The organism is Candidatus Thiodiazotropha sp. CDECU1, from assembly GCF_963455295.1.
Lineage (GTDB): Bacteria > Pseudomonadota > Gammaproteobacteria > Chromatiales > Chromatiaceae > Thiodiazotropha.
In genome coordinates, this window is record NZ_OY734020.1 from 3,134,685 (window position 1) to 3,157,109 (window position 22,425).

The following is a 22,425-nucleotide window of genomic DNA, read 5'->3' on the forward strand; positions in this document are numbered from 1 at the left end:
CTATCAGCGTTAAAATTCTCGCTCTTCCTGTATTCTTGCTGAATCTATTCGCCTAGTAAGGCTATCAATATACCTATCAAGCCATAGCCGTATCTTGATTGATTCTGTATTGCCACTCCAATGACGTGCTTTATTCCGCTTATTCTCTAAATAGGCGCTCTCAGGTCCACTCCAGCCACCAGTATAAAAATGAGACATGATGCTGCCTGCCACATCCGGATCATCAGCAAACTCCTCAATGAAAATCGCTGTCAAATTGGATTCGTCATCTAGCGTTTTTGGAAGTGCATGACAAATTTTCCAAACTCGATTTTCCGGATCATTTTTTATCCACTCAATAATATTTTCAGCGGGTATGTGGCGAATTGGCCCATGACCACCCCTGTCTTCAAAAGCGGGGTCTCCAAGCCAATGATTAATCTGGAAGCATCTTGTGTCGTTGCCCTCTAAAAACTTTGAGATTATCTGCCATGATTGATCCGGCATATCTTCAACTATCTTTGACGCCAACTTCTCAATATCATCCCTGCCTTGATTTAAATCCCAATTTGAAAAATTGCTCAGTAGCGCTTCCAATAGCTTTAACGAATCATCAGGATATTGAGCGATATACTCTTCTCCAACTTGATACCAGTAATACCCATACATAGTGTCGTGCTTCTGATTTTCGTGAACTTGGCACGTTAGAACCCTATAAACCAAATCCTGTGGAAAAGGTTCGGCTTTCTTGTGCTCGAAGTAATATTCGTAAACTAGAAATACGACTGCCTGAGCTGCCCCATCATCAATCCTTGATAGCAGGGTTTCTATCATTGACTTAAAAGTATGTTCAGGTATTTTTTGTGATACCAGACGCAACGAAAATCTACTAAACGCATTTGATGACAGCTTATCTTCCATGTAAAACCGTTGCATATCCTGAATTAGGTTTTCAGATAGACCAGACCTCCACACGCACTCAACACCAATATCTCTTGTTTCATCCTGCATCAGGAGTTGGCGTGTAATTCCCTCCCACCGCCCCTCATCAATCTCTCTAACGCCAGCTAGATAACCCCCAATAAATTCTCCATTAGAGTCTCTTTCGGAGCCTGACAAAGCTTGTAATATAACTTGGTCGAGCTGTTCAGATAATGCAATTAGGCCGCACTCATATCCTAGGTTGGCCAGCCGATGGCCCGATGACCGCAGCAGAGCGCCTACGCTGTCTGCAAATGTTTTTTCTTCGTCCAGTAATTTTGCCGCTATCTCTTTAACTTGTTTCTTAGGGCCATCAGACTCAACTAGCTCTTCACCCTCATGCATGTAGTCTTCGCCCCAGTTACTATGCAACACATACCTTTCAATACGATCCCATAGACTTGAACCAGTCAATTTTTCGTTGAGATCGATTATTCTTTCAAGAATTTTTTCATCCGTCTTTTCTCCACGCCGCCCCAAGTAACGGATAACAAAATGGGTTAGTGTTTTACGATTCAAATCTTCGTCTGCTACGAGTAAAAACAGAGTATCAATGATCTCGCTAGATAGGGCGTCATAAGACATCAGGCCATGTGCTGACTCTATTAAAGTGTCTGCATAACGTTGACGATCCTCCTTATTGCGCCCAGACATTTCGCCAATGAGTAGTCGCCAAACGTCGCGCCAAGCATCAAATACTTCGCCATAAACACTAGGGCGCCAAAACTCGATTGTTGGCTTAAGCCCTTGATGTTCGGGGCCGATAACACGAGAGCCTCCATATGTCGATAACCAGCCCTTTGCCATTTCAAGCCCTAACTTTTGGCAATCAGCATCAGTATTCTGAAGCATCGCCCTTAATAGAGGAAACCTTAAGGCAGGTGGAGCCTGGGTTGGAGCCCAACCAAGCCCAATCGTAAACAATCCTATTAGCGTTCCTTTAGAATTATTTGAATTGGTTGCATTTTCTGCAAGCGCCATTTGAATTAAAACAGTAGCGGCACGTTGGAACAAATGTTCCCAAACGGCGATTATTTCTAACGCCCAGACAATGTCTTGCCTGCCGGTCTGCCAATTAAGCAAAGCGTCATTCGGCCAATCACCGTAAGTACGCTCGATTAGTTGAAGAGTAGATTCTGGGTCTGCTTCAGCAAGATATCTTATGAATCGCGGCCCAAACTCAGAGCTTAAAAAACTCTTATCCTCAAAGGGGCCTTCATGCCCTAATACTGATTTAACTACAGCTTTTGCCGCTGGTGGCTCATCCGCATATATGAACAAGCTAAAAAACCAATCACGCATACTCGACGGCAGCGATTCCAGAAAATCAGAAAAATCAAAGCCTCGACCATGGTTGTCCCAAAAGTCTCTCCAGAGGTAAATATGCAATGCCTTAGGTACTAGAAATAACGTATGATTTCCTTGCAAAATCCTCCTCGCCCTGAAGTGTTGAATAATCGCCTGGAATCGACCCCATGTGATAGAAGGGTCTACAGACTGAACCAGGCTAGCGATAAATCTACCTTCATCGCTGACAGGCGCTTCAAAACCAAATTTTTGAAATAGCGCAACATGTCGGAGAACAACACCATACTGCGAAGCTTCAGTACTATCTGCTTTACTTCCCTTTATAAATCGCTCCCATAGGGGGACCGTGGCAGGTGGTCGCAGTATGTCTTCTGGATAGTTTTTTAGGTTTTCACCTACAGCATGAGCTACCCTTGGTGAACCTCCGCAAACTTCAGCCCACTTTTGCACGTCATAGCTCTTCCCAATGTACTCTGTGAGAATTTCTTTAACTTGTTCATCTGGGAGTACTGGAAAATGTATCGTCCTCATTGCAACATCGTTAGATCGAGCAGGGCCGTGATCGATAGTGATCAATTTTATTTCAGGTTTTCCCTTTAAGCTCGACCATATCGAAGCGCGATCTATGTCCTCGCAATCATCGATAACTACCGTTATAGCGTATGGCCTATCAGATCGAATTAACTCTTTAAACAATCTGCTTTTTTGAAAGTCATCTCCTGTTGGCACATATACCACGGTAGGTGCTATTTCGGCATGAGAGACTGCCTCAAGAACGCCACGTGTTTTACCAATTCCTGGCTCACCTACAACGCGCACATATTGCAAGTCATTATCAAGTACGGTTCTGCGTATCTCGTTAATAATCTTTTCATGGGACTCTGAAAGGTGCAGAGTATTCTGCATGAGAGCCTCTGCCTTCCAGTCGTTCAGCGTATATACTGCATCGTCAGAGAAACCAAAGAGGCTCAAACAAAGAGAGGGATATTTCTCTACCTCTCCAGCAAGCTGACCTTGCCCCATTACTTCTACTGATGGGCTTTTATAGCCGCATTGTTGTAATAGTGAGACTAATTCTTTTTTTGCTGCTGTGTGTTGGTGGGGTTGCAAATCATGTCCGAATGTTGCAATCGTATAGCAACCTTCAGCATCAAGGCAGTCCTTGATAGCAGGCGCTAAGTTACGCTTATTAGGTTTACGCTTTTCTCCGAACAATTCTTTTTTTAAGCTAGAAGGCTGCCAAGGCTTGAATGAACTACCAGTTTTTATCTGATAATGAACCTCTCCTTCTTTCAGAAATAAAGAGTTTGAGCTTTCAAGGCCACCAATTTTTGCATCAATGCCTCCGTCTTTTATCGAGATTTTGAGAGACACCACTACATTCTTCGGACTTAAGCCAGTAGCAAATGCTTCGCACCTTAAAAGCTCGCGAAAGACGACAGTTGCTTGCCCAGGACTTAGGTTGCCAAGCTCAGCTTCTCTGACCGGAAAAGGCGAAGTGCTCAATCTTAGGCCTGGAGTTAAGGAAGGACCGCCTGATTCTTCAAGAGGCTTAACCTGCCTAACTCTTACACTGACATGCAAGCCAGCACGTGCAGCAATTGTTGTCAGCGCATCTAGGCTAAATTTTTCTACCCTGCCACGTAGCAAGTCATTAAGCCTAGGCTGAGTTATGGCCAAGGAGTTAGCCTTTTCTGCCTGTGTTCCTTCCAGGTGACTAATATAACCCTGGAGCTCAGTCATCAAAGACGAGCGCTCTTGCATATCAACATCTACACTTTTATCGCCGATATCAGCCACTAAATCACCTTACATCGTTAATTTTTTAAATTTTATATCAATACCAGTATAAATATCAACTCTGATATAAAATCTATACTTTTCCGGATGCTGAACTCGCCTGCTACGCAGATCAGGCCATTAACATCGCAATGAATTCAATAAGTTACGCCCCACCAATTCGCCTCGCTGATCAGTAGCGAACTTACCTACGCTGCTCCCATTATTGTTTTTCACTACTTCAAAACGGCATTCGGCTCAAGGAGGAACGCAGCCGCTGGCGGCGAGTAGTCCTTGAACCGGAGGGGTTGAATATCCTGTTGTGGATGGGACAGTTCGCTGGCCCATCTGCCACCCGGCGAGGGCGGGATGGCCCCGCGGCCAGGGCGGAGCCCTTAGAGCAGATCAGCACTAAGATTTACTATCACCTGATGGAGTCACCCAAGAGCCTTGTAATTGGGTAGTCCAATCAGCCTCTTTATCGAGAGCTTCCAAAATAACCTTTACCGTTAGCCAATGCCGATGGGATATGGCGGGACACCCGTGGGATATGGCGGGACACCCGTTAGTTGTAACCCGTTAATGTAATAATTCCTGCCTCGATAACAATGCATCTATTGATAATCATTAAGCCATAACGAGACGATAATTCCGTAAAACTGCCCGTTGGCCTCGGTGCCAATTTTTTTCCTGTTCATGAGCAAAGGCTTTGATTCGATCGATTGCACCCAATACCGAGAAGTAATTTCGGTTATAGTGACTGACGCTTTTTAGCCAGGCATCCGGATTCAAGCCGATTCTCTCCAGGAGAGGTGCGAGATCACTTGGGATTGCGCCTTTTTTGTCTTCTCGTATGGCGCGTCCTGTCCAATCTACGAGGTGCAGGTAGTCTTTGAGGTCAAATTCGATATGTTTCGCGGTCTTCTTACCTCTCGCTCTTTTAAACGGATGAAGGGTTGTCGGTTGTTTTCGTACCTGTTTGGCTTTGTGTCTGTTCTGACGTTCAGCATAGGCCTCGATACGCTCTTGGATTGAGGTGAAGTCCGAGCGCTCCGGTGTCTTTGCCAATCCGGCCCGAATGGGATTGAGGTCCACATAGCTCATGCAGGTCAACAGTGCTCCTTCATCAAGCAGGGCCTGGCTCTTGAAACGACCTTCCCAGAACCTGCCTTTGCACTGGTCCTCCGCATTGGCATGCTGGGCCAGGTATTCGTTCATGCAGCGCATGAACCAGCTGATATCGTAAAGGCGCAATCGCCACTTTTCAATCAACTCTGAGAGTGCTGCCCATTCCGCTCTGCTCATCATGTCACCAGCCAGATAGCGATCTGCCAGCATATGGCCTTTATATAACCGCATCCATTGTTCAATGACTTGCTTATCCGTCCACCCTTTGGCCCTCTCTGCGTCCACATGCAGTACAACATGGTAGTGATTGGACATGATGGCGTAGGCGCAGATGTCGATGGCGAAGATTTCCACCAATTCTCTCATTCGATCCAGCACCCATTGGCGTCGATGCTCAAAGCTTTGGCCGGTATAGGGATCTGCTCCGCATAGCCAGGCACGGCGTACGCAGCGGGAGATACAGTGGTAGTAAGGGGTGGCTTCCAGGCTGATTAGGGTTTCTCGTGCACGTGTCATCACAACCTCCTTGTTGTTTTCGATGAGCGCTTTAAATCCTATCGTGACCGTAACTTTTTAGCAAAATTTTTACGGGTGTCCCTGCTTTTTATGAATAAGACCGAGAGAGTTAGTTTTGCTACCAGGGCTCATAGCCTATGTTCAAAAGAACCTGATATTTACCTAAAGACAATCACCGTAGAAAAGAAAAACGTACAACCTCACATCAGAGGTGACTGTAATAAGCTTTATAATTACATGATACGGTTACTTCTAATCGAGGATATGATTAATTTTGAACAAGTGACTTTTTCCCCTGACCCTAGGTCTATTAAAGTTGAAAGTGGAAATAGCCTACACGATTATCTGCAAACTACAATATGGTTTGATTGTAATTCTTCCACAACACTTATCACCATGCCCCTTGATAGTGCCTCTTCGAAATCGGTTCAGTTTGCTGATATGTTATCTGGTGCTGTCCAGTCACATTTTGAAGACGGTAATTCAAAGCCACACTCAATACTATTACCTAAATTATCTTGTAAAACACTATTTTTTACTCATTGATTTATTGCATGTTTTTTATGCTTTTAGACCAAACTTTTGGAGTTGAAATAAACTATGAAAATAATTCCACCCGGAGTTGATATTAATGATTTTAATGGATTTACACCTGAAAGGGATATATTCAACCGGGCTGAATATGCGAAGAAACTAACAGAAATTATCCGCAATACAGATGATGAATTAGTAGTTGGCTTAGATGCTCCTTGGGGTGAAGGCAAAACCACATTTGTAAAAATGTGGAGAGGTATGCTTCATGATCAGAATCTGGAAAGTATTTATTTTGATGCGTTTAAGAATGATTTTTTTGAAGATCCTCTTTTAGCTCTCATAGGTGAAATAAATGTGTTAATCGAAAATCTCGATAATGAGATCAAAGATGAATTCAATTCAAAAGCTGTCGGTGTATTAAAAGCAATAGGTAAGGCTAGTATTCGCATTGGTCTAAGGGCTGCCACTGCCGGAGTACTAGATGATACTGCATTAGAAAGCGCAGGCGTAGAAGGAGAAGCCACTAGCATTACCGACAAATATATAACTGAACGCATTGACAATATAGAGAAAGATAAGTCAGCAATTGAACATTTTAAAATCGTTCTTGAAAAAATTGTTAATACGCTAGATAAAAATACTAAGCTGATATTCATCGTTGATGAACTTGATAGGTGTAAACCTTCCTTTGCTTTAGATTTATTAGAAAAAATAAAGCATATATTTTCAATTCCTAATATTGTTTTTATTCTTGTTATGAATAAAGACCAAATGTCCGAAATAATCAAGTCACGCTATGGCTCAGGAATTGATTCAACTAAATATCTACAAAAATTCATTCATATTTGGACAGGCCTACCAAAAGCTAAAGAACAACATAGTAATGATGCTAGATATTATTTAACTCACTGCTTAACGAAAATGGGGTATGATTTTAGCACTGACAACGACGGCCTCTCTGTAGATTTATTTTCACAACTGATTGATCACTATGATATGTCATTTCGTGAAATCGAGCGTAGCCTTACTAACTTTGCGATACTATACAACATAACAGAAGGTCGCCTTGTGCGTGATTATGACGTCATTGCTGTGTATTTGTCCGTTATCAAAGTTATGTTCCCAAGTAGCTTTTCCAAGATTAGAAATGGGACACTACCTTATATTGATGTAGTAAAAGAAACAGAGCTCGAGACCTTCACAATAGACTACTGGCATGGAAAACCAGAAGGCCACTTTTTAAAATGGTTATTGAGGTATCACATCTCAGATGACGAAGATGTAGAATCACTAATAAATGAGGATAAGAATTATGCTAACCATAGGCATAGACATGAGAGAGTCGCAGTATCGTATCTTTCCAAATTACTTGATTCTTTTAGAAACCACTAATGTAACATTATAGATGGCAATATATCACCGTTGAGATCTTCTTACCTATGGAAGGAATGCTGTTTCTACCTATCCAAACTACTCGCTTCATTCAGAAACTACTACCATCATCAATTTAAACGTTTGTTCTTTTCTCAAAATTATCTCGATCTGTTTCAATAATTTTTGTCATACTTGTTGCTTCACTAACCATCAAATCTACTATCGATATTTCCTGCTCTATTTCTGATAGAGACTTGCCATCGTTGTAGTTAGACCAGTGAACGTGTAGACCCTCTATTTCATCGACCTCTCTTTTCATTTTTAATAGTGTATTGTTAAGTAATTCTTTTTTTTCAATATTCATATCTTTTCCATATGCACTCAATAGGTTATGTAATTCTATATAATTGAAGTACTGAATAGTCTTTACCTCAAGTATTCTTTGCAGAAGCACCGTTCGTTTATTTTCTTCCTTTTGTTTGTTGCTAACTTTCCATTGCCATATTGGGATTCCTATAGATACAAATAGTGCAATAAAAGATACAACTAGAGCCCAAACTTCTATTTCCATATATATTCCAATATTTTGTCGTGATTAAGTTAATCATTTGATATTTCTATTATAGTATTCCTCCATTGCTTAATAGATATCTTAGGAAATTTTTTTATAATAAGCTTATCTTGACCATTTTTCTTCGCAACTTTATAAATCCCCCCTACTTGTTCTGTCATTGGAAGTCTTAACCCTAATTCTTCACAAGCTTGTTGCGTCTTTTTCCTTGACAAATACTCTACATTAGATTTGAAAGTATAAAATACTCCATCTAAAGGAGGGATTATAAATATAGTCTTATACAACAAATCATTATTAATTATCATTTCTATTTCCCATAATGTTCCTTCTTTATATGATGGTATAATTAAAATAAAAAGTGAACCAATTGAAAGTCTTTCAACTTGTGCTTTCCATTCATTTTCGTCTACTAGAATCCTACCTGCCCCTCTATGTTCGCCAGGCTTTCCTAGTGCAACAAATTCATATTTTCTTTGTAGCGATTTAGAAATTAACATTTCAATATCATCTGACGCATCATAACTAAATCCAACTTCCGAGAACATATTCATCCATTCTGTGTTGATAAAATACTTATTAGTAGAATCGAAAGGCCGCAAGTACATAACAAGATTACTGGGAATGGCTTGTGTCTTACTTTCCACTAATGCTTGAACACGCTTGTGCTTTAAATACATCATGTGTTCATCATGTATACTAACAAACCACCAGCCCACAAATAGAACAACAAATGAAGCAACAGATGCTTGGATTAATATTAATAATCCATAGCCTTTCGCAAATGCATCAATACCAGTGAAGAGGACGTAAAGCCCATAAAATATGAAAGTCATTCCCAATATTTTGAACATATTTATGTTCCTTACGATTTTATTTAGTGTATAAATTAAGATATTAAATATATACAGATTCCGTTTAAAAAATATTTGCTTACCCTTATATAATAAGTATTTAGATATCTACATTAATACCATCGCTTGTTTTCTGGAGTGGGTCTGCAATTTTGCAGAGGCATTTTGATTGCCTCCAACCTGCTTGTTGGCAGTCCTCGCCGCCACCATTGCCCTCTGGGTCTTCCCATGTGTATTGTGTAGTATTTATTAATCATGGTTTGATTTCAGCACAAAGTATAGGATTTTACAGATGTTTAAAGATAATTGGATTAAAAAAATTAATAGCAGGGATTGGATTCATCGGGACATATCATTAACTGAACCCAGTCAACTCCATACCCAAATTGTTACTATCCTAGAAACTACTGCTAAAGATGCTCATGATATGACTAATAATGGCGATGATGAGCACCGCATTTTAGAACATACTAAACACCGTTTAGTTAAGCCCCATCTAGAAAATATCAGAGTTTCATATTCAGCAATGTATACCGCTTATAAGGCTTTAGTCGATGAAAGAAGACAAGAAGCTAAGGCTGATATGGTAGAAAGAATTAGGTATCTAATTTTCAGAATACTGACTGCTATCGGTATAGCTGTTGTCGTGATGTGGACTTACTACCTAGCCGGGGAATGGGGGATAGAGCTACCAATGACTAGAGCGGTATTAGGGGCGACATTCTAGACTCTAGTATTTATTTGAACGGGGATAATTATATGGTTAGTAAGAAGGAATAACCTTCCGCTAGATGTAGCAAATGCGGCTTGGTCACTAGCGATGTTGGATATACTGGACAACAATGCTACAACAGTACTGAAGGGGAACGGTGTAGAGGAACATTCGAATTTATATCATGATGATAAGTGGAAAGAATGTCCTAACTGTAGTGGAACTGAAAGAATCGAAAGTAAGAGCTGTTCTCAATGCAATGGCTTTGGTTAGCTGTATAGAAGATAGAACTAAAAAAAACACCGCCATACACCCACGGAATAGCCCCGCTAAGGGGGCTATCTCTTCTCGTCAATGGGTAAGTATAGGGTAAGACCTAATTGCTGCAAATTCACTGCAATACAGGGCCTTGCTGTGCCTTTAACGTACCATGTCACCAGTTATCAAACACTCTGAGACCGTGTCAAAGAAACCCATATACAACCCATCGTTTGGTATTTTATCAGCCTGCCTCACTTTTAGGGACTACAGAAATCAACACAGGCGTGCAACCATGTCCCTTTTTATAGGAGCAAGTAAATCACACGCATGTATGAGACGGGTTTCTTGCTGGCTCTGTAATTACTCAGCCCCTTTTTTATCGTGTCAACAAACTGTAACGCATGTGTTTTCTGATTCAGTGCTTGAACGCGATCCCTGGAGCGCTGTTCTCTGTGCCTTCGGTGAATATGATTCCTTCACTCTCTAAAGCTTCTCTGACAGGTTCTAACACAGATCGGTGAACAGTTGCGCCGTTCTCGAACTTACAAAGCGACTGGGGAGTCGTCTTGCCGGCTTTGGCTGTTTGTCTTAGTCCCCACCCCAGAGAGCCTCGGGCGGCCTTAAGCTGTCTGATTGTGAAAGGCGGTTGATACCACATAGCCATGATTGCTCCTTTTTACCGAACAAATAATTCATTACATCTGTTTAATTGAGCATACACCACAAGGGGTAGATAGTGTATATCTGACACTAAGATAAGATACTTTACAGTCCAGGGCATGAAGTCGGTACCCCTGGTGGAGTTGTGGTATAAAATGATAATTAAAGAGCCGGCAATATAATCACAAGTCAGCAATAAAAAATTGAACGCACGAAAGTTTGCATTTTTCTCTATTTATTTTGGCATCGCCGTAGGTGTTGCTGCTTTCTTTTTATTCCTTCTTAAAACAACACCGATCGATATTGATGAATCAATTTCACCTGAAATCTTCGCAAGTTATGGAAGTCTAGTGGGGGGAGTCGTGGGCCCATTCTTTGCGTTAGCGGGCGTACTCTTGCTGTTAACGAGTCTTATTGAGTCGAAGCAAGCATTCATTAAACAGCAGATTGAGAATAGGTTTTTTCAACTAATGAGCCTGTCGAAAAACCTGATTTCGGAAAATAGATTTCCCTATGATCAATTTTTGACAAAGCTTTTTCATTGTTTTACTGATTAATCAACTTCTTTAATTGTTGCACCAAACTTTGTTTCATTCTCGATTCTAAGTCCATTCCCATCCATACCGGTGGATCTTCAGGATATTGTGTAACATCATCATCAATTTCCATTGACCGTCAACTTTCCTTTTGCCTCTATAGCTGAACCGATTGATCCCAATGGCATCAGTGAGATGGCCAAACACCGGTTCAACCGTACCTAATCGTTGACTGTAGATATGGCGGCCTCTTGGGCTATCGATCTTACGCTTCATCCGTTCGAGGATTCCCGCCTTCTGTTCCTGCGTGATATCCAGTGTGACATTGATCTGCCTTGGTGTATGCTGGGCCTCGTTTCTCAGGCAGCGTTTCCTCAAGCCGCAGTTGTCGCAGTCTTGTTCGTAGCCCTGGAACTGCATGAACAGGTGATGGCCGATTCTTGCCCGACGGGCTTTTAGCCACATTGCCTTTCCGGCAGGACACCGGCAAGTCTCGTTATTGCGGTCAACCTTAAACTCGCTCTGGCTGAACCGTTCCTTCTCTTTACGCTTGTTTCTCTCTTTCGATGCCTTGTGATCCTTGAACCGGGGGTCGCGGGCGCGAAAGCCGGTGTCCGCCAGATAGCCGTCTATGCCTTCGGCTTCCAGGTATTCCAGGGTATCCCGGTTGTGGTATCCCGAGTCGGCAGTGATCTTGGTCTTTTGCAGTTTCCTCTCTTCTTTGGGGCTGCTCTCTTTGAAGGTCTCCCTGATCCCTTCTATTACGGGCTTGAGCAGACCATGTTCCTGGCCTTGCCCAAAGGCTTCGGCGTGCACGACCACCTGGTGTAGACTGTCGGCGGCGGCAACGCCGGTGTAGCCCTGGATAACCCCGTGGCTGGTCTTCATCTTGGCGCTTTCGTTGTCGGTGATGTTGCTTTTGACCCTCTTCCCGCTTGTGCCCTTGCGCTCGGGCTCGGTGTCCAGGTGCTGTTTGATCTTACGTGAGGCTGCTCGCAGCTTTTTGATCTGCTCTTGCTCTCGCTCGTAGATATCCGGTTGTTGTTCCGCTGTATCCTGCTCACGATGGCGTTGCAGCATGCGTCGCACCGCGCGATCGATCTTCTGTCGTTTCTTCTTCAGTTCAGCATGTGTGCCGCTCCAGCTCTTGGACGCGTTTGAGGGCAGCTTGCAGCCATCAACGGCGAACATCTCTTTACCGATCAGGCCTAACCGATCACACACCAATACGACTTGTCCAAACAGGTCGGCTATCGTATCAGGGGCGCGGGAGATGAAATCTGCTACTGTACTGTGGTCGGGTTGCAGGTCTGCCGACAGCGCCATGAACACGATATTCTCGCGACATAGGCGTTCGATCTGACGGCTGCTGGTAATGCCCTTGGAATAGGCAAGAATGATGATCTTTAACAGCAGTTTGGGATCATAGGCAGGCCGGCCTGTGCTGTCGTTTTGATACTGTTGGTCAAATGCGCTTATATCAAGCTCGTTATCGATCAGGTAGGAGAGGGAGTATTCGAAACTGCCCGGCAGGATTTGTTTCTCATAGGACACGGGCAGCATTTTCATCTGATCGTAGTTGTAATCCTTATAACGTGCCATCTTCCTTTCTCCATGCACCGTTATTGTCTATGTGATTTTATCGGATTATGGGGTTTTCCGACAGCCTCAATAGCAATCCATAGGGAAAACTCAGGTCAAATCCAAATCGAAGACAGGACTGGTAAAAAGGTATTTATTACCTTGCTGCGTGAGCTGTACGAAAGTTACGATATTGCTCTTGTTGTATGTAAAACGCACTCTGTAGATACCATTCATGCGTCAAATATTGCCTACTTGGCGTTCTTCTATGGTGCCGTAGGAGATGTCTCGAAATCTATCTTGTCTAGTCGCCTTGGATCAAAATTCAATGAATCATTTCTGAACGATCTCTTTAAGAATTTTGAAGAACGGCGGCAATCAGTAGATAAAAATGCATTTCATTACAAAATATTCGACGGCCACCAATCAAGGTTGGGGCATTATTATAGGCATCTTTTTCAATCAGTTAACTACATAAACGCGCAAAATACAGAAACGCTCAGCTATATTGAGAAATATCAATACATAAAAACCATGAGAGCACAGCTTTCAACTCAGGAGCAAATGTTGCTTTTCTGGAATTCAGTGTCTGATATTGGTATGGATTGGGAAAAAGGCTCAAAGGTTGTGTTAGATAACGATAAGCTGATAACAAAATACAATCTCATTAAGAATATTCCAGATGGGTATTCAAAATATATCTCGCCGAGAAAATATTATCCTTTAGTGGAATATGAGGGTCTTGAACAAAAACCTGTAGGGAGAGCCAGCCTTGAAGCAAGATATTGCTAACAATGCCGTAAATGCGGACGCATTTTTAGTTCGCAGTGCCTATAATATATGCGCCGGTTACGGCTGTGGTTAGGCCAAAAGGAAAATGTCAAAGAAATACAAAAAAAAGTTATGTGTCTATTGCGCAGAAAGACCATCATCTACTGCTGATCATGTCATAGCACGTGAGTTCTTTGGTATAAATAGAAGAGCAAATCTTCCTAAAGTGCCATCTTGCTCTACATGTAATAACCAGAAATCAAGAATTGAGCATTATTTAACATCAGTTCTTCCTTTCGGTTCTAACCATTCCTCAGCTAGAGAAATATTTACATTATCAGCAGAAAAAAGGCTAAAAAAGAATTTAAAGCTTAAACGCCATTTAAGTAGTAAAATATCTAAAAGATGGACACAGAACGAAAACGGACTATATACATACAATATGCAATTGCCTATAGAACAAAAATTCATTATCAGGCTTTTTGAATATATAGCACAAGGCCTTCTCTATCATCACTTCAATGTTGTTTTAGGCTTGGAATTCTTTGTTAATGCAGTCGCTGTTACAGACCATGGTTACAACAACTTTTATAATCAGTTTATTGGAGAATCAAAGTTAGGTGTAGTAACAGCAAACCTTGCTGACAACGGCTTTTCTTATATTGGTCGTCAAGGCAAAGACTATCCTGAAATGTCTATATGGTTTATGAAGCTATATGATGGTATTAAACTAGTCGATGTAAACGGAAATGACACTTCTAGTCATATATTTGCTAGTACTGGACATAAAAGAATATTACGCAATGCTTATTTAGCGCATAAATATGGCATTCAGGGCTAACAAGAAAATTAACTCAAACAATTATAAGCGTTGCTTGAAAAGCAGCTTATAATTGCAGGTGATTAAGGCGGTTAGGCAACAAGTAACACATAAGGTCATTAATATGTCGGGAAAGTTGGAAGATGTAAAAGGTCAAATGCAACTTAATGTTTCTGATCCACCGGACTTTACAAAGGATGCTCAGCAGTATCGAAGAAATGTACTTTTAAGTACGTCACTTGCTTTTGTTCTAGTTATGTCTACATCTTTAGATCCGAAAATACTAGGCGTGGAAATATTGCCAGTTGTAATGTGGTCCTGCTTGGCAATTGCTCATATTTACCACTTTGTAATGTGGAGGCTTACATCGCCTATAGAAATGGACACAGATACAAGATTTTTCAATATAAAAGGCTTATGGAAGCAAGCTATTGCAGGTGGCACTAAAGACTTTCCAGGAAAGATTAAGGCTCAAATAATCATGTTACGCGCAATACCAATATGGGCCTTCTTGTTTGGGACCGCATTTATACTAATTGGTATCAGTAAATGCTAATTAAAATCAGTCGCTCAACCAGCAGCGTGGCTCGGACTCAGGCGCTGACGTGCCAACGCCGGTTCGCTGAGCGTTAGCACCCCAAGCTGGAATAAAATATGCCAAAATTGCATAAAAATGGAAATGCATTTCTTCAACGAAGATTTCCATCTGCTGTAGTACTAAACAATGAGATAACACTAAGTGAAGAAAAAGGAAGTATTGTGGCCAATGTTTGGCCAATGGTCGCGCAAGATCCTCGTTCTGGTGTGATGCAACGAGCAATCGCAATTGAAAATATGGGTGCGCGCGGTGAGCTTCCTACTGTAGCTAAATTAATGAATAAATGGTTCGAAGAGCTTAAAGGATCTATATATATAAAAATAGATACCGTTCTCGATCCATTGTCACAAGCAATTGATACCAATCAAATGAGCTATGCTCCGCGTACTATCTTGTATACAAACAAAATGATAGTACCACCAGATGTGGTTTTTGAAATATTTAGTCAAGAAAATTCGCTAATTGAAATTGTCGACGAGAATAAAATGCACAAGACAGTTTTTATATCCTATGGTGGCCCTGATGAAAGTGCAGCAGAAAAAACAAATAGTTCTTTAAAATCTAAAGGTGTAAAAACATGGTTTTTCCCGGATGATGCTGACCCTGGCGCAAAACTTCATAGGGTGATGCATGATGGTGTAAACGAATACGATAGGGTTTTGTTATTGTGCTCTAAAGAGTCATTAACTAGACCAGGAGTATTAAATGAGCTTGAGCACGTATTAGAGAGAGAAGCAAGAGAAGGCGGCTGTGAAATCCTTATCCCAGTCTCATTAGATGATTTTGTGTATGGGGATTGGGCCCCGGATAAGCATGACTTGGCAAGTCAGATAAGGTCAAGAGTGATTGCAAAAATCCCCATCGACTCTGATGATTTCGAAAAAACTATTGATAAGGTGGTAAAAGTTCTGCGTAAATAAGCTGCTAACACGCAGTTCCTGAGTAATTGATATTTGGCTAGTGCCACATTCAACAAGTGACAATTTTGGTTAACCTTCAACACCATTTAGTGATTGGAGGTTCATGCTTACATGTAATCGGGTATGAGCGAATCTCTAACCAATCCTCTTCGCTAGGCTTCGCTGTTAGGTCAATAGTACATAAAAAAGGCCCCCGAAGGAGCCTTTCACTTCTTACAAAGTGGTAGGTATAGAATAAGACCCAATCGCCGCTAATTCACTGCGACACGGGACATTGCTGGGGGATTTATCACTCAAGCCAACGCCTTATTCTTGCAGTCATGTTGATTAAACTTTCCACAACTGGTACAAATTTAGCATTCTCCATATCAGCCAAATAGATTGTATTAAGTTCCATGACATCAGCATAATTTATCAGGGTGTCACGCCGAGACATAGGAGCATTTCGGCCTCATCGATAATCACAAATCCTGATGGAATCACACCACTTGAGTGGATTGTCTGGATACTGGCGACTACTACCTCATCTCAGGCTTGAACTAGGTTATTTTCACCCTGATACACACCAACCTGCAGTCCCATAGAACTCAAATGGTTGATAGCTTGGTCAACCAGTTCGATGCGGTCAACGGTGAATAGTGATTTATGATACATCTCGGTTGCTCAGTGGATTAGGTGACTTGCGACGACTGTTTTCCCCGACCCGGTAGCTAGAGCAAGTAATTGGCGTTTATGACTTTGAATAAACCCGGAGCGGAGTTCATCAATGACCGCTTCCTGGAATGGTCGCAGTGTCTTCATCGTGCCGCTCTCCAGGATTGGGTGCAGAACTGATCCGCATCACCGAGTAAGGTAATGACATCCAAGATTCGGCGCTCTTCACAGTGCTTGTGGAGACAATTGAATCCCGGCCATTTATAGCCAGTATCGTAAATGACGGCATCACCGCCGTGGGGGGGTGATTCGGTTGTGTGCTCATGTTGCCAGGGACATATCACTGCATGCTTATTACCTTCCATGTGGCGGATATAAAGCCCGTGAGACTCAAACCAGGAAACGACGTCTAGGCTCGCATAGTCACCCGTACCCCTGGGGGTGGGCCGGGTTTGGGGTGATCGTTGCTCAGGGCGGCTCTGTGTGCGTTTTTCGTAAGTATTCGCAAGGGTTTCTAGCTGTTTTTGGCTGACCTGTTGCCAATCTCTCGGAATCCACACGGTTGACTGCCTATGTGGTCTATCTGGTGTATTGGGGCCTTTGCGGTTGACTGAGCCATAGAGCCGGAAGATGCGCCCTGCATTTCGCACCGACCTGTCAAAGGATACTTCCGGTGTATCGAATTCAGTATGAAGACCGTAGTAGATGGCTTTTAGCATCTGCTTGGTTTCGTCATTCACCGGCAGCCGGGTGCGGTAGAGAGCATGATAGCCGTTCCCTGACTTCGCCCTTAACGGCATAGGCCAGCCAAGGCCGACCATTGCCTCGACAAACCTATCTCGTCTATCACAGGCTAAGGCCAGTTCCTCATCAGTCGAACAGCAACCTGTGGATCTTTCAGGGTCGAAATCGAAGGGGAGCCGGACTATCCAGCCGATATCAGCATCCCTAACCGGCTTCCCCTCCATGGAGTTGCTTACGAACCTGGGTTTAGGTGCGTTCAGGCTGATATAGAGATTACCCACTCGAGAGCGTTGTCTGGCTACCTGTAACAGTGCTTCAGGACGATCAAACCAGCCCGTGACCCAGTGCTGTCCATTGTGGTGGCGGAGTTCAACGATTCCGGCGTCTTTGAATGCCCGATCGAGATAATCTTCGGTGGTGTTGAGTCGAATCATGCAACACCCCCCAAACTACCTACTGCTATTTCATCAAAATCGATTTGTGTATCTTTATGAGATGCCCCCTCTATACGGCTAGAAATTGGTGAAGGTGAAGGTGAAGGGCATTGCATTTGCATAGATTCATCGGATGCATTTGCATTGCTTTTGCTATGCATTTGCATACCCATTTCACTACGATCTTGCCACCGCTTTTTAGCGTTCTGACTTTTCTTCTCGCTGTTTGACTTAGCTTTCGCCAGTTCCGCTGAAAGCCAGTCACTACGCCACTTTCCGCCATTTTCGGTGAAAAATGATTGCAGTGATCCGCTCATTTTCTTCCACTTCTGAGGGGACACACCAACAAGCCTGGCAAGCTGCTTCTGGTCGCTAGAAATTGAACCATCCTGTCGCCACGCAGCGTTTAACAACTTGACGTAAGCACCAACCTCTTCATTAGTGAGATAGGCTGTATCGATGGTGAAGTCGGCGGGGTACATCGGCCACCAGACATTGACCTTGCTCATGATGACACTCCCTGATCATTCTCAGAGAGCAATCCCATGATCACCGACTTCAAATCATGAACTTCTTCCTGGAGTCTTTTGTTTTCCTGGATAAGGCGGTCGATTTCATTTGATGCATCGTGATTAAAGAATCGTGGAGTGCTATAATCTTTGGCGAGGTTTCCAAACCCATCTTCAACTGCTCCCCCGGCGCTGCCAACACCGGGCGGGGTAATCTTCGCATTCATCAGATCACCCCCAATCAAGCAGCAGTTTTGACTTTCTGGTCATGCTCATTGAGAGCATCACAGTCCCAGCGAGTGCAACGCTGGCCAAATCTAACAGGAGCAGGCAGCAGGCCATCTTTCACCCACTGCCAAACAGTGGACACACCAACACCATAACGGCGTGACACGTCTTTGACGGAGAGGTATTGCTTCATTTGACTATCTCTATCTAACTAAGTGCGAACTAGCACGATAGAAACAGATTAGCCTTATGGGATTATCTGATGTGCAGGATTATTTAATTAAATCCTGGAGTATGAAAAATACCCTCTGATTGCCTTCTCATTCGGTACTTCTATTGCAGGTAGATTTGGGTATTTGAGCTGTAAATCTCGGGAAACTTCGCGAATTATTTCGCAGCAATATTTGTCAACTGGTGACTTTTTTACATCAACAGAACAGTGCCTATTCAGTTGTTGCCATATATACATTGAAAATGTTTGTGTTGTAGTCGCTTTTTGGGATGTGTTAACAAACCACTGGCTTAAGAATGCCTCATCTCTTGACAGTTCAGCAGCATAAAATTGTATCTTGCTCAGCAAGTCATTCAGAACAATAGAATTTTCATAATAATCAGGATCATCTGGCCCACCGAGTAACAACATAGATAAGGTATCATTCTGGAGGCTATCAATGAGAGATGAGGCCTCTTGGCTTATCGTTCTCATTCTGGCCACATTCACTTTGTCCGGCACACAAACTAAATGAGATGCCCCTGCGACTGCAGTACTGAAAATAAAAACCGCGAAATCCGGGCTATTGGGCTGAGCAAGATACATAAGCTGCTCTCTATACATCCAGGCAGCATCAAGTGCTATTAGCCTTATATCCTTTCTCTTTTCCCAGTCTTTTCGGAGAGAGGAAGCTCTATCTGATATTTCTTTGGTATATTTCATTGGCTTCGCGGCCTAGATTTAATAGGTACCACATCCGCCCCACCCTTCAAGCCTTCCAGGTAATCGGCCCACCACTGCATCATCTCTGAACGCTCCTTGACATACTGGGAGCGGTTATAGGCTGCTCTGACTTTGTTTCTCTCAGCGTGTGCCAGCTGTCTCTCTATCACATCAGGTTTGAAACCTGCCTCATTCAAAGCAGTTGAGGCGGTGGACCTAAAGCCGTGAGCCGTGGCGTTGAAACCGAGTCTTTTCCTGATCGCATTCGTGAGCGTGTTTTCCGACATCGGTCGACGAATACTCCTCACCCCTGGGAAAATCAGATCATATTTCCCTGTGAGCTTCTTAAGCTGCTTGAGAACATCAATGGCCTGGCTGGATAGAGGGATAATGTGCTCCTCTTTCATCTTCATCCGCTCGGCTGGTATACGCCACTGCTTGGATCTGGTATGGATCTCATCCCATCTCGCGCCTCGGAGTTCACCAGGCCGGACAAAGGTCAGCAGAAGTAATTTCAGGGCCAATCGGGTGAGTTCCTGACCTGAGAAGCGATCCAGCGCCCTCAAGAAGTCTGGAAGCGCCTCAGATTTCAATGAGGCCCGGTGTGTGACCTTTTTGGTGGCAATGACACCGTGAAGCTGATCTGCCGGATTGAACTCAATTCTTGCTGTCTGGACGGCATATCGAAAGACACTGCTCATCCGTTGTTTGATTCGCCCTGCAACATCAATAGCCCCCCTATCCTCTACAGCTCGAATCACAGCTAGACATTCAAGTGTCTTGATATCTCCTATAGGCCGGCCGCCTAAGGTTGGAAAGACATCCTGCTCCAGTGAGGTCCACACACGATTAGCATGATTAGAAGTCCAGCGCCCCTTCTGTTTTGAAAACCACTCCTCAGCAACGGAGTAGAATGAATTTCCTAAACGAGCCATCCTCTCCATCCTTCGGCTATGCACTGGGTCTTCACTTTTCTTCAGTTTCCGCTTTGCTTCAAGAGCCTCATCACGGGCCATAGCAGCGGTTACAACCGGATATACCCCCAAGGATAAAACTTTTTCTTTACCATCAATGCGGTACTTAAGCCGCCAATACTTGGAATTGTCTGGATTGACGAGTAAATAAAGGCCACCGCCGTCTGACAACTTATAAGGCCTGGCCTTACCCTTAGCGGATCTAATCTTGGTTTCTGGTAATTTCCCGAAGGTTCTTTGGCGTGCCATTAGGGGGTATGTCTATGCGAGCTAAATATCATACCCCCAAAGATACCCCCTAATTAATTGGATTACAATGGACAACATTGGACCAACACAGACTCATAAAGCCTGTAAATACTGGTACATAGGATGATAACTGGACTTTATTGGATGGTATTGGATGACTAGATGGTGCCCGGGGCCGGAATCGAACCGGCACGACCCTAAGGTCGAGAGATTTTAAGTCTCTTGCGTCTACCAATTTCGCCACCCGGGCGGAGTGGTTCTGTTTTGATAGCTGTTACGGCAAGGAGATGGAGGCTGAGCCCGGAATCGAACCGAGGTCCACGGCTTTGCAGGCCGCTGCATAACCACTCTGCCACTCAGCCCAAATTGTTAATTCTATCACCGATCGTTGATGAATCGAATTTTATTAAAGCGAACCCTGATTCAATCAAAGCATGCTTACACAAAAAAGGCCCCGGTGGTGTCGAGGCCTTTTTAGCGTTTGGAGCGGGAAACGAGACTCGAACTCGCGACCCCAACCTTGGCAAGGTTGTGCTCTACCAACTGAGCTATTCCCGCTTAATTCAGGAAGGGCGTATTGTAGCTACAGATCCTCGTCTGTCAACCTTTTCCTACCCCTGCAGAGTGGCAGCCAGGGCCTTTTGGGCGGGATTTATGGATTTGTCCGGTAGGGTAGCGTGATGACGATCTCAGACTCTTTCTCGGTCCTTTGCATGCCGCTCACATCCGCATCCCATGGGAGTCTGAATCGACGCCGCATTGAGGAGGAGGAAGAGACGAAGCTATGACCGCGCTCGCTGCGATTCTCCACCCGATGGGCCTCTTTGTTCTGCACCAGGAGGGAGCGACCCTCCACACTCACCTGAATGGCTTCGGGTGAATAACCTTGCAGGAAGATGCGCAGATGGTAGCCCGAATCATCCTGATCCTGGCTGAATCTGACCCGTCGTTGTACATGGAAAGAGGATGGTGCTTCAGCGGCCCGGCTGGATGGCATACCTGGATGATAGTAGCCGGGAGGTTGGGCATAGAGCTGGGTAGCGGCCAGAGTCAGGCAGAACACGCTGATTGAATAAAGCAAGCCTTTCATTATTAACCTCCTCAAAACTCCTGTTTCATATTGTTAAGCTTAGCAGTTCACCGGGTTGGGAACCTGTCCTTAGTCGTTGCCTGGGAAATGCACAACCCGGGGCATTTTCAGCTTCTTTGGGCCCTGGGGGGATGTCTATTTCCGCTCCAACGAGCCACCGAGCTGGCGCTCTCCCAGCAGGCTGGGCAGGGCACCCCGAATATAGATCACCATCGACCAAAGGGTGAGTATGGCAGCTATATAGAGCAGTACGAAGCCGACTGTATAGACGGGTATGTTCCACAAGGGCTCTTTATAGATGAGCAGCAGGATGGCAATCATCTGCACCGCGGTCTTGAATTTCCCGATCAACGACACCGCAACCATTGCCCTGGCACCGAGCTCGGCCATCCATTCGCGCAAGGCTGAAATGGTGATCTCCCGGCCGATGATCACTGCTGCCGGAATGGCGAATGCCGGGGTTGGTTCCGACTGCACAAGCAGTAACAGGGAGACAGCCACCATCAGCTTGTCCGCCACTGGATCGAGAAAGGCGCCAAACGGAGATACCTGGCCCCAACGCCTGGCCAGATAGCCATCGAACCAGTCTGTAACCGCCGCGATGGAGAATACCAGGGCACAACTGAGCCGGGCCCACTCCACGGGGAGATAGAAAAGCAGCACGAATACCGGGATCAAGACGATTCGCAACAGAGTGAGAATGTTAGGAATATTCCACATTTTGAT

At 43.9% G+C, this 22,425-nt stretch carries 21 protein-coding genes and 3 tRNA genes; 7 read left to right on the forward strand and 17 right to left on the reverse strand.

Annotated features, from left to right (window positions below; genetic code table 11):
* Nucleotides 1-9: 9 nt before the first annotated feature.
* Together R2K28_RS14230 and R2K28_RS14235 are read right to left on the reverse strand one after the other, a co-directional pair.
* Entirely contained in the window at nucleotides 10-4,068 is a 4,059-nt protein-coding gene (locus tag R2K28_RS14230) for a helix-turn-helix domain-containing protein (RefSeq protein WP_316365360.1), read from the reverse strand.
* A 606-nt stretch (nucleotides 4,069-4,674) separates the two neighbouring features.
* Nucleotides 4,675-5,691: a transposase gene (locus tag R2K28_RS14235; RefSeq protein WP_316365362.1), complete on the reverse strand. Its 1,017-nt coding sequence runs from the start codon at nucleotides 5,689-5,691 to the stop codon at nucleotides 4,675-4,677.
* Nucleotides 5,692-6,291: 600 nt separating this feature from the next.
* On the opposite strand from R2K28_RS14235, the gene R2K28_RS14240 reads away from it, so the two are divergent.
* Nucleotides 6,292-7,617, forward strand: coding sequence for a KAP family P-loop NTPase fold protein (locus R2K28_RS14240; protein ID WP_316365364.1), 1,326 nt, complete (start codon nucleotides 6,292-6,294; stop codon nucleotides 7,615-7,617).
* A 115-nt stretch (nucleotides 7,618-7,732) separates the two neighbouring features.
* On the opposite strand, the gene R2K28_RS14245 is transcribed toward R2K28_RS14240, so the two are convergent.
* Nucleotides 7,733-8,170 (reverse strand): hypothetical protein, encoded by a 438-nt coding sequence (locus R2K28_RS14245; RefSeq protein ID WP_316365366.1) that lies wholly within the window; start codon nucleotides 8,168-8,170, stop codon nucleotides 7,733-7,735.
* 29 nt (nucleotides 8,171-8,199) lie between these two features.
* Nucleotides 8,200-9,024 carry a hypothetical protein gene (locus tag R2K28_RS14250; RefSeq protein ID WP_316365368.1) on the reverse strand — a complete coding sequence of 275 codons (825 nt, stop codon included), beginning with the start codon at nucleotides 9,022-9,024 and terminating at the stop codon, nucleotides 8,200-8,202.
* A gap of 292 nt (nucleotides 9,025-9,316) precedes the next feature.
* Between R2K28_RS14250 and R2K28_RS14255 the strand changes: the two genes are divergently transcribed.
* Both R2K28_RS14255 and R2K28_RS14260 read left to right on the forward strand, forming a co-directional pair.
* Complete coding sequence (locus tag R2K28_RS14255; protein ID WP_316365370.1) at nucleotides 9,317-9,751, forward strand: hypothetical protein; 435 nt, start codon at nucleotides 9,317-9,319, stop codon at nucleotides 9,749-9,751.
* Between the two features lie 1,109 nt (nucleotides 9,752-10,860).
* The gene (locus tag R2K28_RS14260; RefSeq protein ID WP_316365371.1) at nucleotides 10,861-11,214 is read left to right on the forward strand and encodes a hypothetical protein; all 354 of its coding nucleotides are present in this window, start codon (nucleotides 10,861-10,863) and stop codon (nucleotides 11,212-11,214) included.
* 45 nt (nucleotides 11,215-11,259) lie between these two features.
* On the opposite strand, the gene R2K28_RS14265 is transcribed toward R2K28_RS14260, so the two are convergent.
* Nucleotides 11,260-12,795: an IS1182 family transposase gene (locus R2K28_RS14265; RefSeq protein ID WP_316365261.1), complete on the reverse strand. Its 1,536-nt coding sequence runs from the start codon at nucleotides 12,793-12,795 to the stop codon at nucleotides 11,260-11,262.
* 12 nt (nucleotides 12,796-12,807) lie between these two features.
* Between R2K28_RS14265 and R2K28_RS14270 the strand changes: the two genes are divergently transcribed.
* From R2K28_RS14270 to R2K28_RS14285, 4 genes are all read left to right on the forward strand, one after another.
* Nucleotides 12,808-13,566: a putative phage abortive infection protein gene (locus R2K28_RS14270; protein ID WP_316365373.1), complete on the forward strand. Its 759-nt coding sequence runs from the start codon at nucleotides 12,808-12,810 to the stop codon at nucleotides 13,564-13,566.
* An 85-nt stretch (nucleotides 13,567-13,651) separates the two neighbouring features.
* Complete coding sequence (locus R2K28_RS14275) at nucleotides 13,652-14,386, forward strand: HNH endonuclease signature motif containing protein (protein WP_316365376.1); 735 nt, start codon at nucleotides 13,652-13,654, stop codon at nucleotides 14,384-14,386.
* A gap of 52 nt (nucleotides 14,387-14,438) precedes the next feature.
* Nucleotides 14,439-14,921 (forward strand): hypothetical protein, encoded by a 483-nt coding sequence (locus tag R2K28_RS14280; protein WP_316365378.1) that lies wholly within the window; start codon nucleotides 14,439-14,441, stop codon nucleotides 14,919-14,921.
* Between the two features lie 98 nt (nucleotides 14,922-15,019).
* A complete protein-coding gene (locus R2K28_RS14285; protein ID WP_316365381.1) occupies nucleotides 15,020-15,883 on the forward strand; it encodes a toll/interleukin-1 receptor domain-containing protein in 864 nt (287 codons plus the stop codon).
* 663 nt (nucleotides 15,884-16,546) lie between these two features.
* On the opposite strand, the gene R2K28_RS20475 is transcribed toward R2K28_RS14285, so the two are convergent.
* The 12 genes from R2K28_RS20475 to pgsA all read right to left on the reverse strand — a co-directional run bounded on the left by R2K28_RS20475 (nucleotide 16,547) and on the right by pgsA (nucleotide 22,419).
* On the reverse strand, nucleotides 16,547-16,684 hold the full coding sequence (locus R2K28_RS20475) for a DEAD/DEAH box helicase family protein (RefSeq protein WP_442871402.1): 138 nt from the start codon (nucleotides 16,682-16,684) through the stop codon (nucleotides 16,547-16,549).
* Nucleotides 16,681-17,715 (reverse strand): hypothetical protein, encoded by a 1,035-nt coding sequence (locus tag R2K28_RS14290; RefSeq protein ID WP_316365383.1) that lies wholly within the window; start codon nucleotides 17,713-17,715, stop codon nucleotides 16,681-16,683. Before R2K28_RS14290 ends, R2K28_RS20475 begins: the two co-directional genes overlap by 4 nt.
* Complete coding sequence (locus R2K28_RS14295; RefSeq protein ID WP_316365385.1) at nucleotides 17,712-18,224, reverse strand: YdaU family protein; 513 nt, start codon at nucleotides 18,222-18,224, stop codon at nucleotides 17,712-17,714. The genes R2K28_RS14290 and R2K28_RS14295 overlap by 4 nt, the downstream gene beginning before the upstream one ends.
* The gene (locus R2K28_RS14300; protein ID WP_316365387.1) at nucleotides 18,221-18,451 is read right to left on the reverse strand and encodes a hypothetical protein; all 231 of its coding nucleotides are present in this window, start codon (nucleotides 18,449-18,451) and stop codon (nucleotides 18,221-18,223) included. The genes R2K28_RS14295 and R2K28_RS14300 overlap by 4 nt, the downstream gene beginning before the upstream one ends.
* Nucleotides 18,452-18,465: 14 nt before the next feature.
* Entirely contained in the window at nucleotides 18,466-18,645 is a 180-nt protein-coding gene (locus R2K28_RS14305) for a helix-turn-helix transcriptional regulator (protein WP_316365388.1), read from the reverse strand.
* Nucleotides 18,646-18,732: 87 nt separating this feature from the next.
* On the reverse strand, nucleotides 18,733-19,386 hold the full coding sequence (locus R2K28_RS14310) for a hypothetical protein (protein ID WP_316365390.1): 654 nt from the start codon (nucleotides 19,384-19,386) through the stop codon (nucleotides 18,733-18,735).
* Entirely contained in the window at nucleotides 19,383-20,609 is a 1,227-nt protein-coding gene (locus R2K28_RS14315; RefSeq protein WP_316365393.1) for a tyrosine-type recombinase/integrase, read from the reverse strand. The genes R2K28_RS14310 and R2K28_RS14315 overlap by 4 nt, the downstream gene beginning before the upstream one ends.
* A 163-nt stretch (nucleotides 20,610-20,772) precedes the next feature.
* A tRNA-Leu gene (locus R2K28_RS14320) sits at nucleotides 20,773-20,859 on the reverse strand.
* A 38-nt stretch (nucleotides 20,860-20,897) separates the two neighbouring features.
* A tRNA-Cys gene (locus tag R2K28_RS14325) sits at nucleotides 20,898-20,971 on the reverse strand.
* Between the two features lie 120 nt (nucleotides 20,972-21,091).
* A tRNA-Gly gene (locus R2K28_RS14330) sits at nucleotides 21,092-21,167 on the reverse strand.
* Nucleotides 21,168-21,261: 94 nt separating this feature from the next.
* Nucleotides 21,262-21,699 carry an Hsp20/alpha crystallin family protein gene (locus R2K28_RS14335; RefSeq protein WP_316365395.1) on the reverse strand — a complete coding sequence of 146 codons (438 nt, stop codon included), beginning with the start codon at nucleotides 21,697-21,699 and terminating at the stop codon, nucleotides 21,262-21,264.
* Nucleotides 21,700-21,834: 135 nt separating this feature from the next.
* Nucleotides 21,835-22,419, reverse strand: coding sequence for a CDP-diacylglycerol--glycerol-3-phosphate 3-phosphatidyltransferase (pgsA, locus tag R2K28_RS14340; protein ID WP_116446938.1), 585 nt, complete (start codon nucleotides 22,417-22,419; stop codon nucleotides 21,835-21,837).
* Nucleotides 22,420-22,425: the final 6 nt, after the last annotated feature.

Excerpts from the sequence above, each read along its gene's own strand:
- R2K28_RS14235 (WP_316365362.1), bottom strand. The coding sequence starts at position 5,691 with ATGACACGTGCACGAGAAACCCTAATCAGCCTGGAAGCCACCCCTTAC.
- R2K28_RS14240 (WP_316365364.1), top strand. The coding sequence starts at position 6,292 with ATGAAAATAATTCCACCCGGAGTTGATATTAATGATTTTAATGGATTT.
- R2K28_RS14245 (WP_316365366.1), bottom strand. The coding sequence starts at position 8,170 with ATGGAAATAGAAGTTTGGGCTCTAGTTGTATCTTTTATTGCACTATTT.
- R2K28_RS14250 (WP_316365368.1), bottom strand. The coding sequence starts at position 9,024 with ATGTTCAAAATATTGGGAATGACTTTCATATTTTATGGGCTTTACGTC.
- R2K28_RS14255 (WP_316365370.1), top strand. The coding sequence starts at position 9,317 with ATGTTTAAAGATAATTGGATTAAAAAAATTAATAGCAGGGATTGGATT.
- R2K28_RS14265 (WP_316365261.1), bottom strand. The coding sequence starts at position 12,795 with ATGGCACGTTATAAGGATTACAACTACGATCAGATGAAAATGCTGCCC.
- R2K28_RS14270 (WP_316365373.1), top strand. The coding sequence starts at position 12,808 with ATGCACCGTTATTGTCTATGTGATTTTATCGGATTATGGGGTTTTCCG.
- R2K28_RS14275 (WP_316365376.1), top strand. The coding sequence starts at position 13,652 with ATGTCAAAGAAATACAAAAAAAAGTTATGTGTCTATTGCGCAGAAAGA.
- R2K28_RS14285 (WP_316365381.1), top strand. The coding sequence starts at position 15,020 with ATGCCAAAATTGCATAAAAATGGAAATGCATTTCTTCAACGAAGATTT.
- R2K28_RS20475 (WP_442871402.1), bottom strand. The coding sequence starts at position 16,684 with ATGAAGACACTGCGACCATTCCAGGAAGCGGTCATTGATGAACTCCGC.
- R2K28_RS14290 (WP_316365383.1), bottom strand. The coding sequence starts at position 17,715 with ATGATTCGACTCAACACCACCGAAGATTATCTCGATCGGGCATTCAAA.
- R2K28_RS14295 (WP_316365385.1), bottom strand. The coding sequence starts at position 18,224 with ATGAGCAAGGTCAATGTCTGGTGGCCGATGTACCCCGCCGACTTCACC.
- R2K28_RS14300 (WP_316365387.1), bottom strand. The coding sequence starts at position 18,451 with ATGAATGCGAAGATTACCCCGCCCGGTGTTGGCAGCGCCGGGGGAGCA.
- R2K28_RS14305 (WP_316365388.1), bottom strand. The coding sequence starts at position 18,645 with ATGAAGCAATACCTCTCCGTCAAAGACGTGTCACGCCGTTATGGTGTT.
- R2K28_RS14310 (WP_316365390.1), bottom strand. The coding sequence starts at position 19,386 with ATGAAATATACCAAAGAAATATCAGATAGAGCTTCCTCTCTCCGAAAA.
- R2K28_RS14315 (WP_316365393.1), bottom strand. The coding sequence starts at position 20,609 with ATGGCACGCCAAAGAACCTTCGGGAAATTACCAGAAACCAAGATTAGA.
- R2K28_RS14335 (WP_316365395.1), bottom strand. The coding sequence starts at position 21,699 with ATGAAAGGCTTGCTTTATTCAATCAGCGTGTTCTGCCTGACTCTGGCC.
- pgsA (WP_116446938.1), bottom strand. The coding sequence starts at position 22,419 with ATGTGGAATATTCCTAACATTCTCACTCTGTTGCGAATCGTCTTGATC.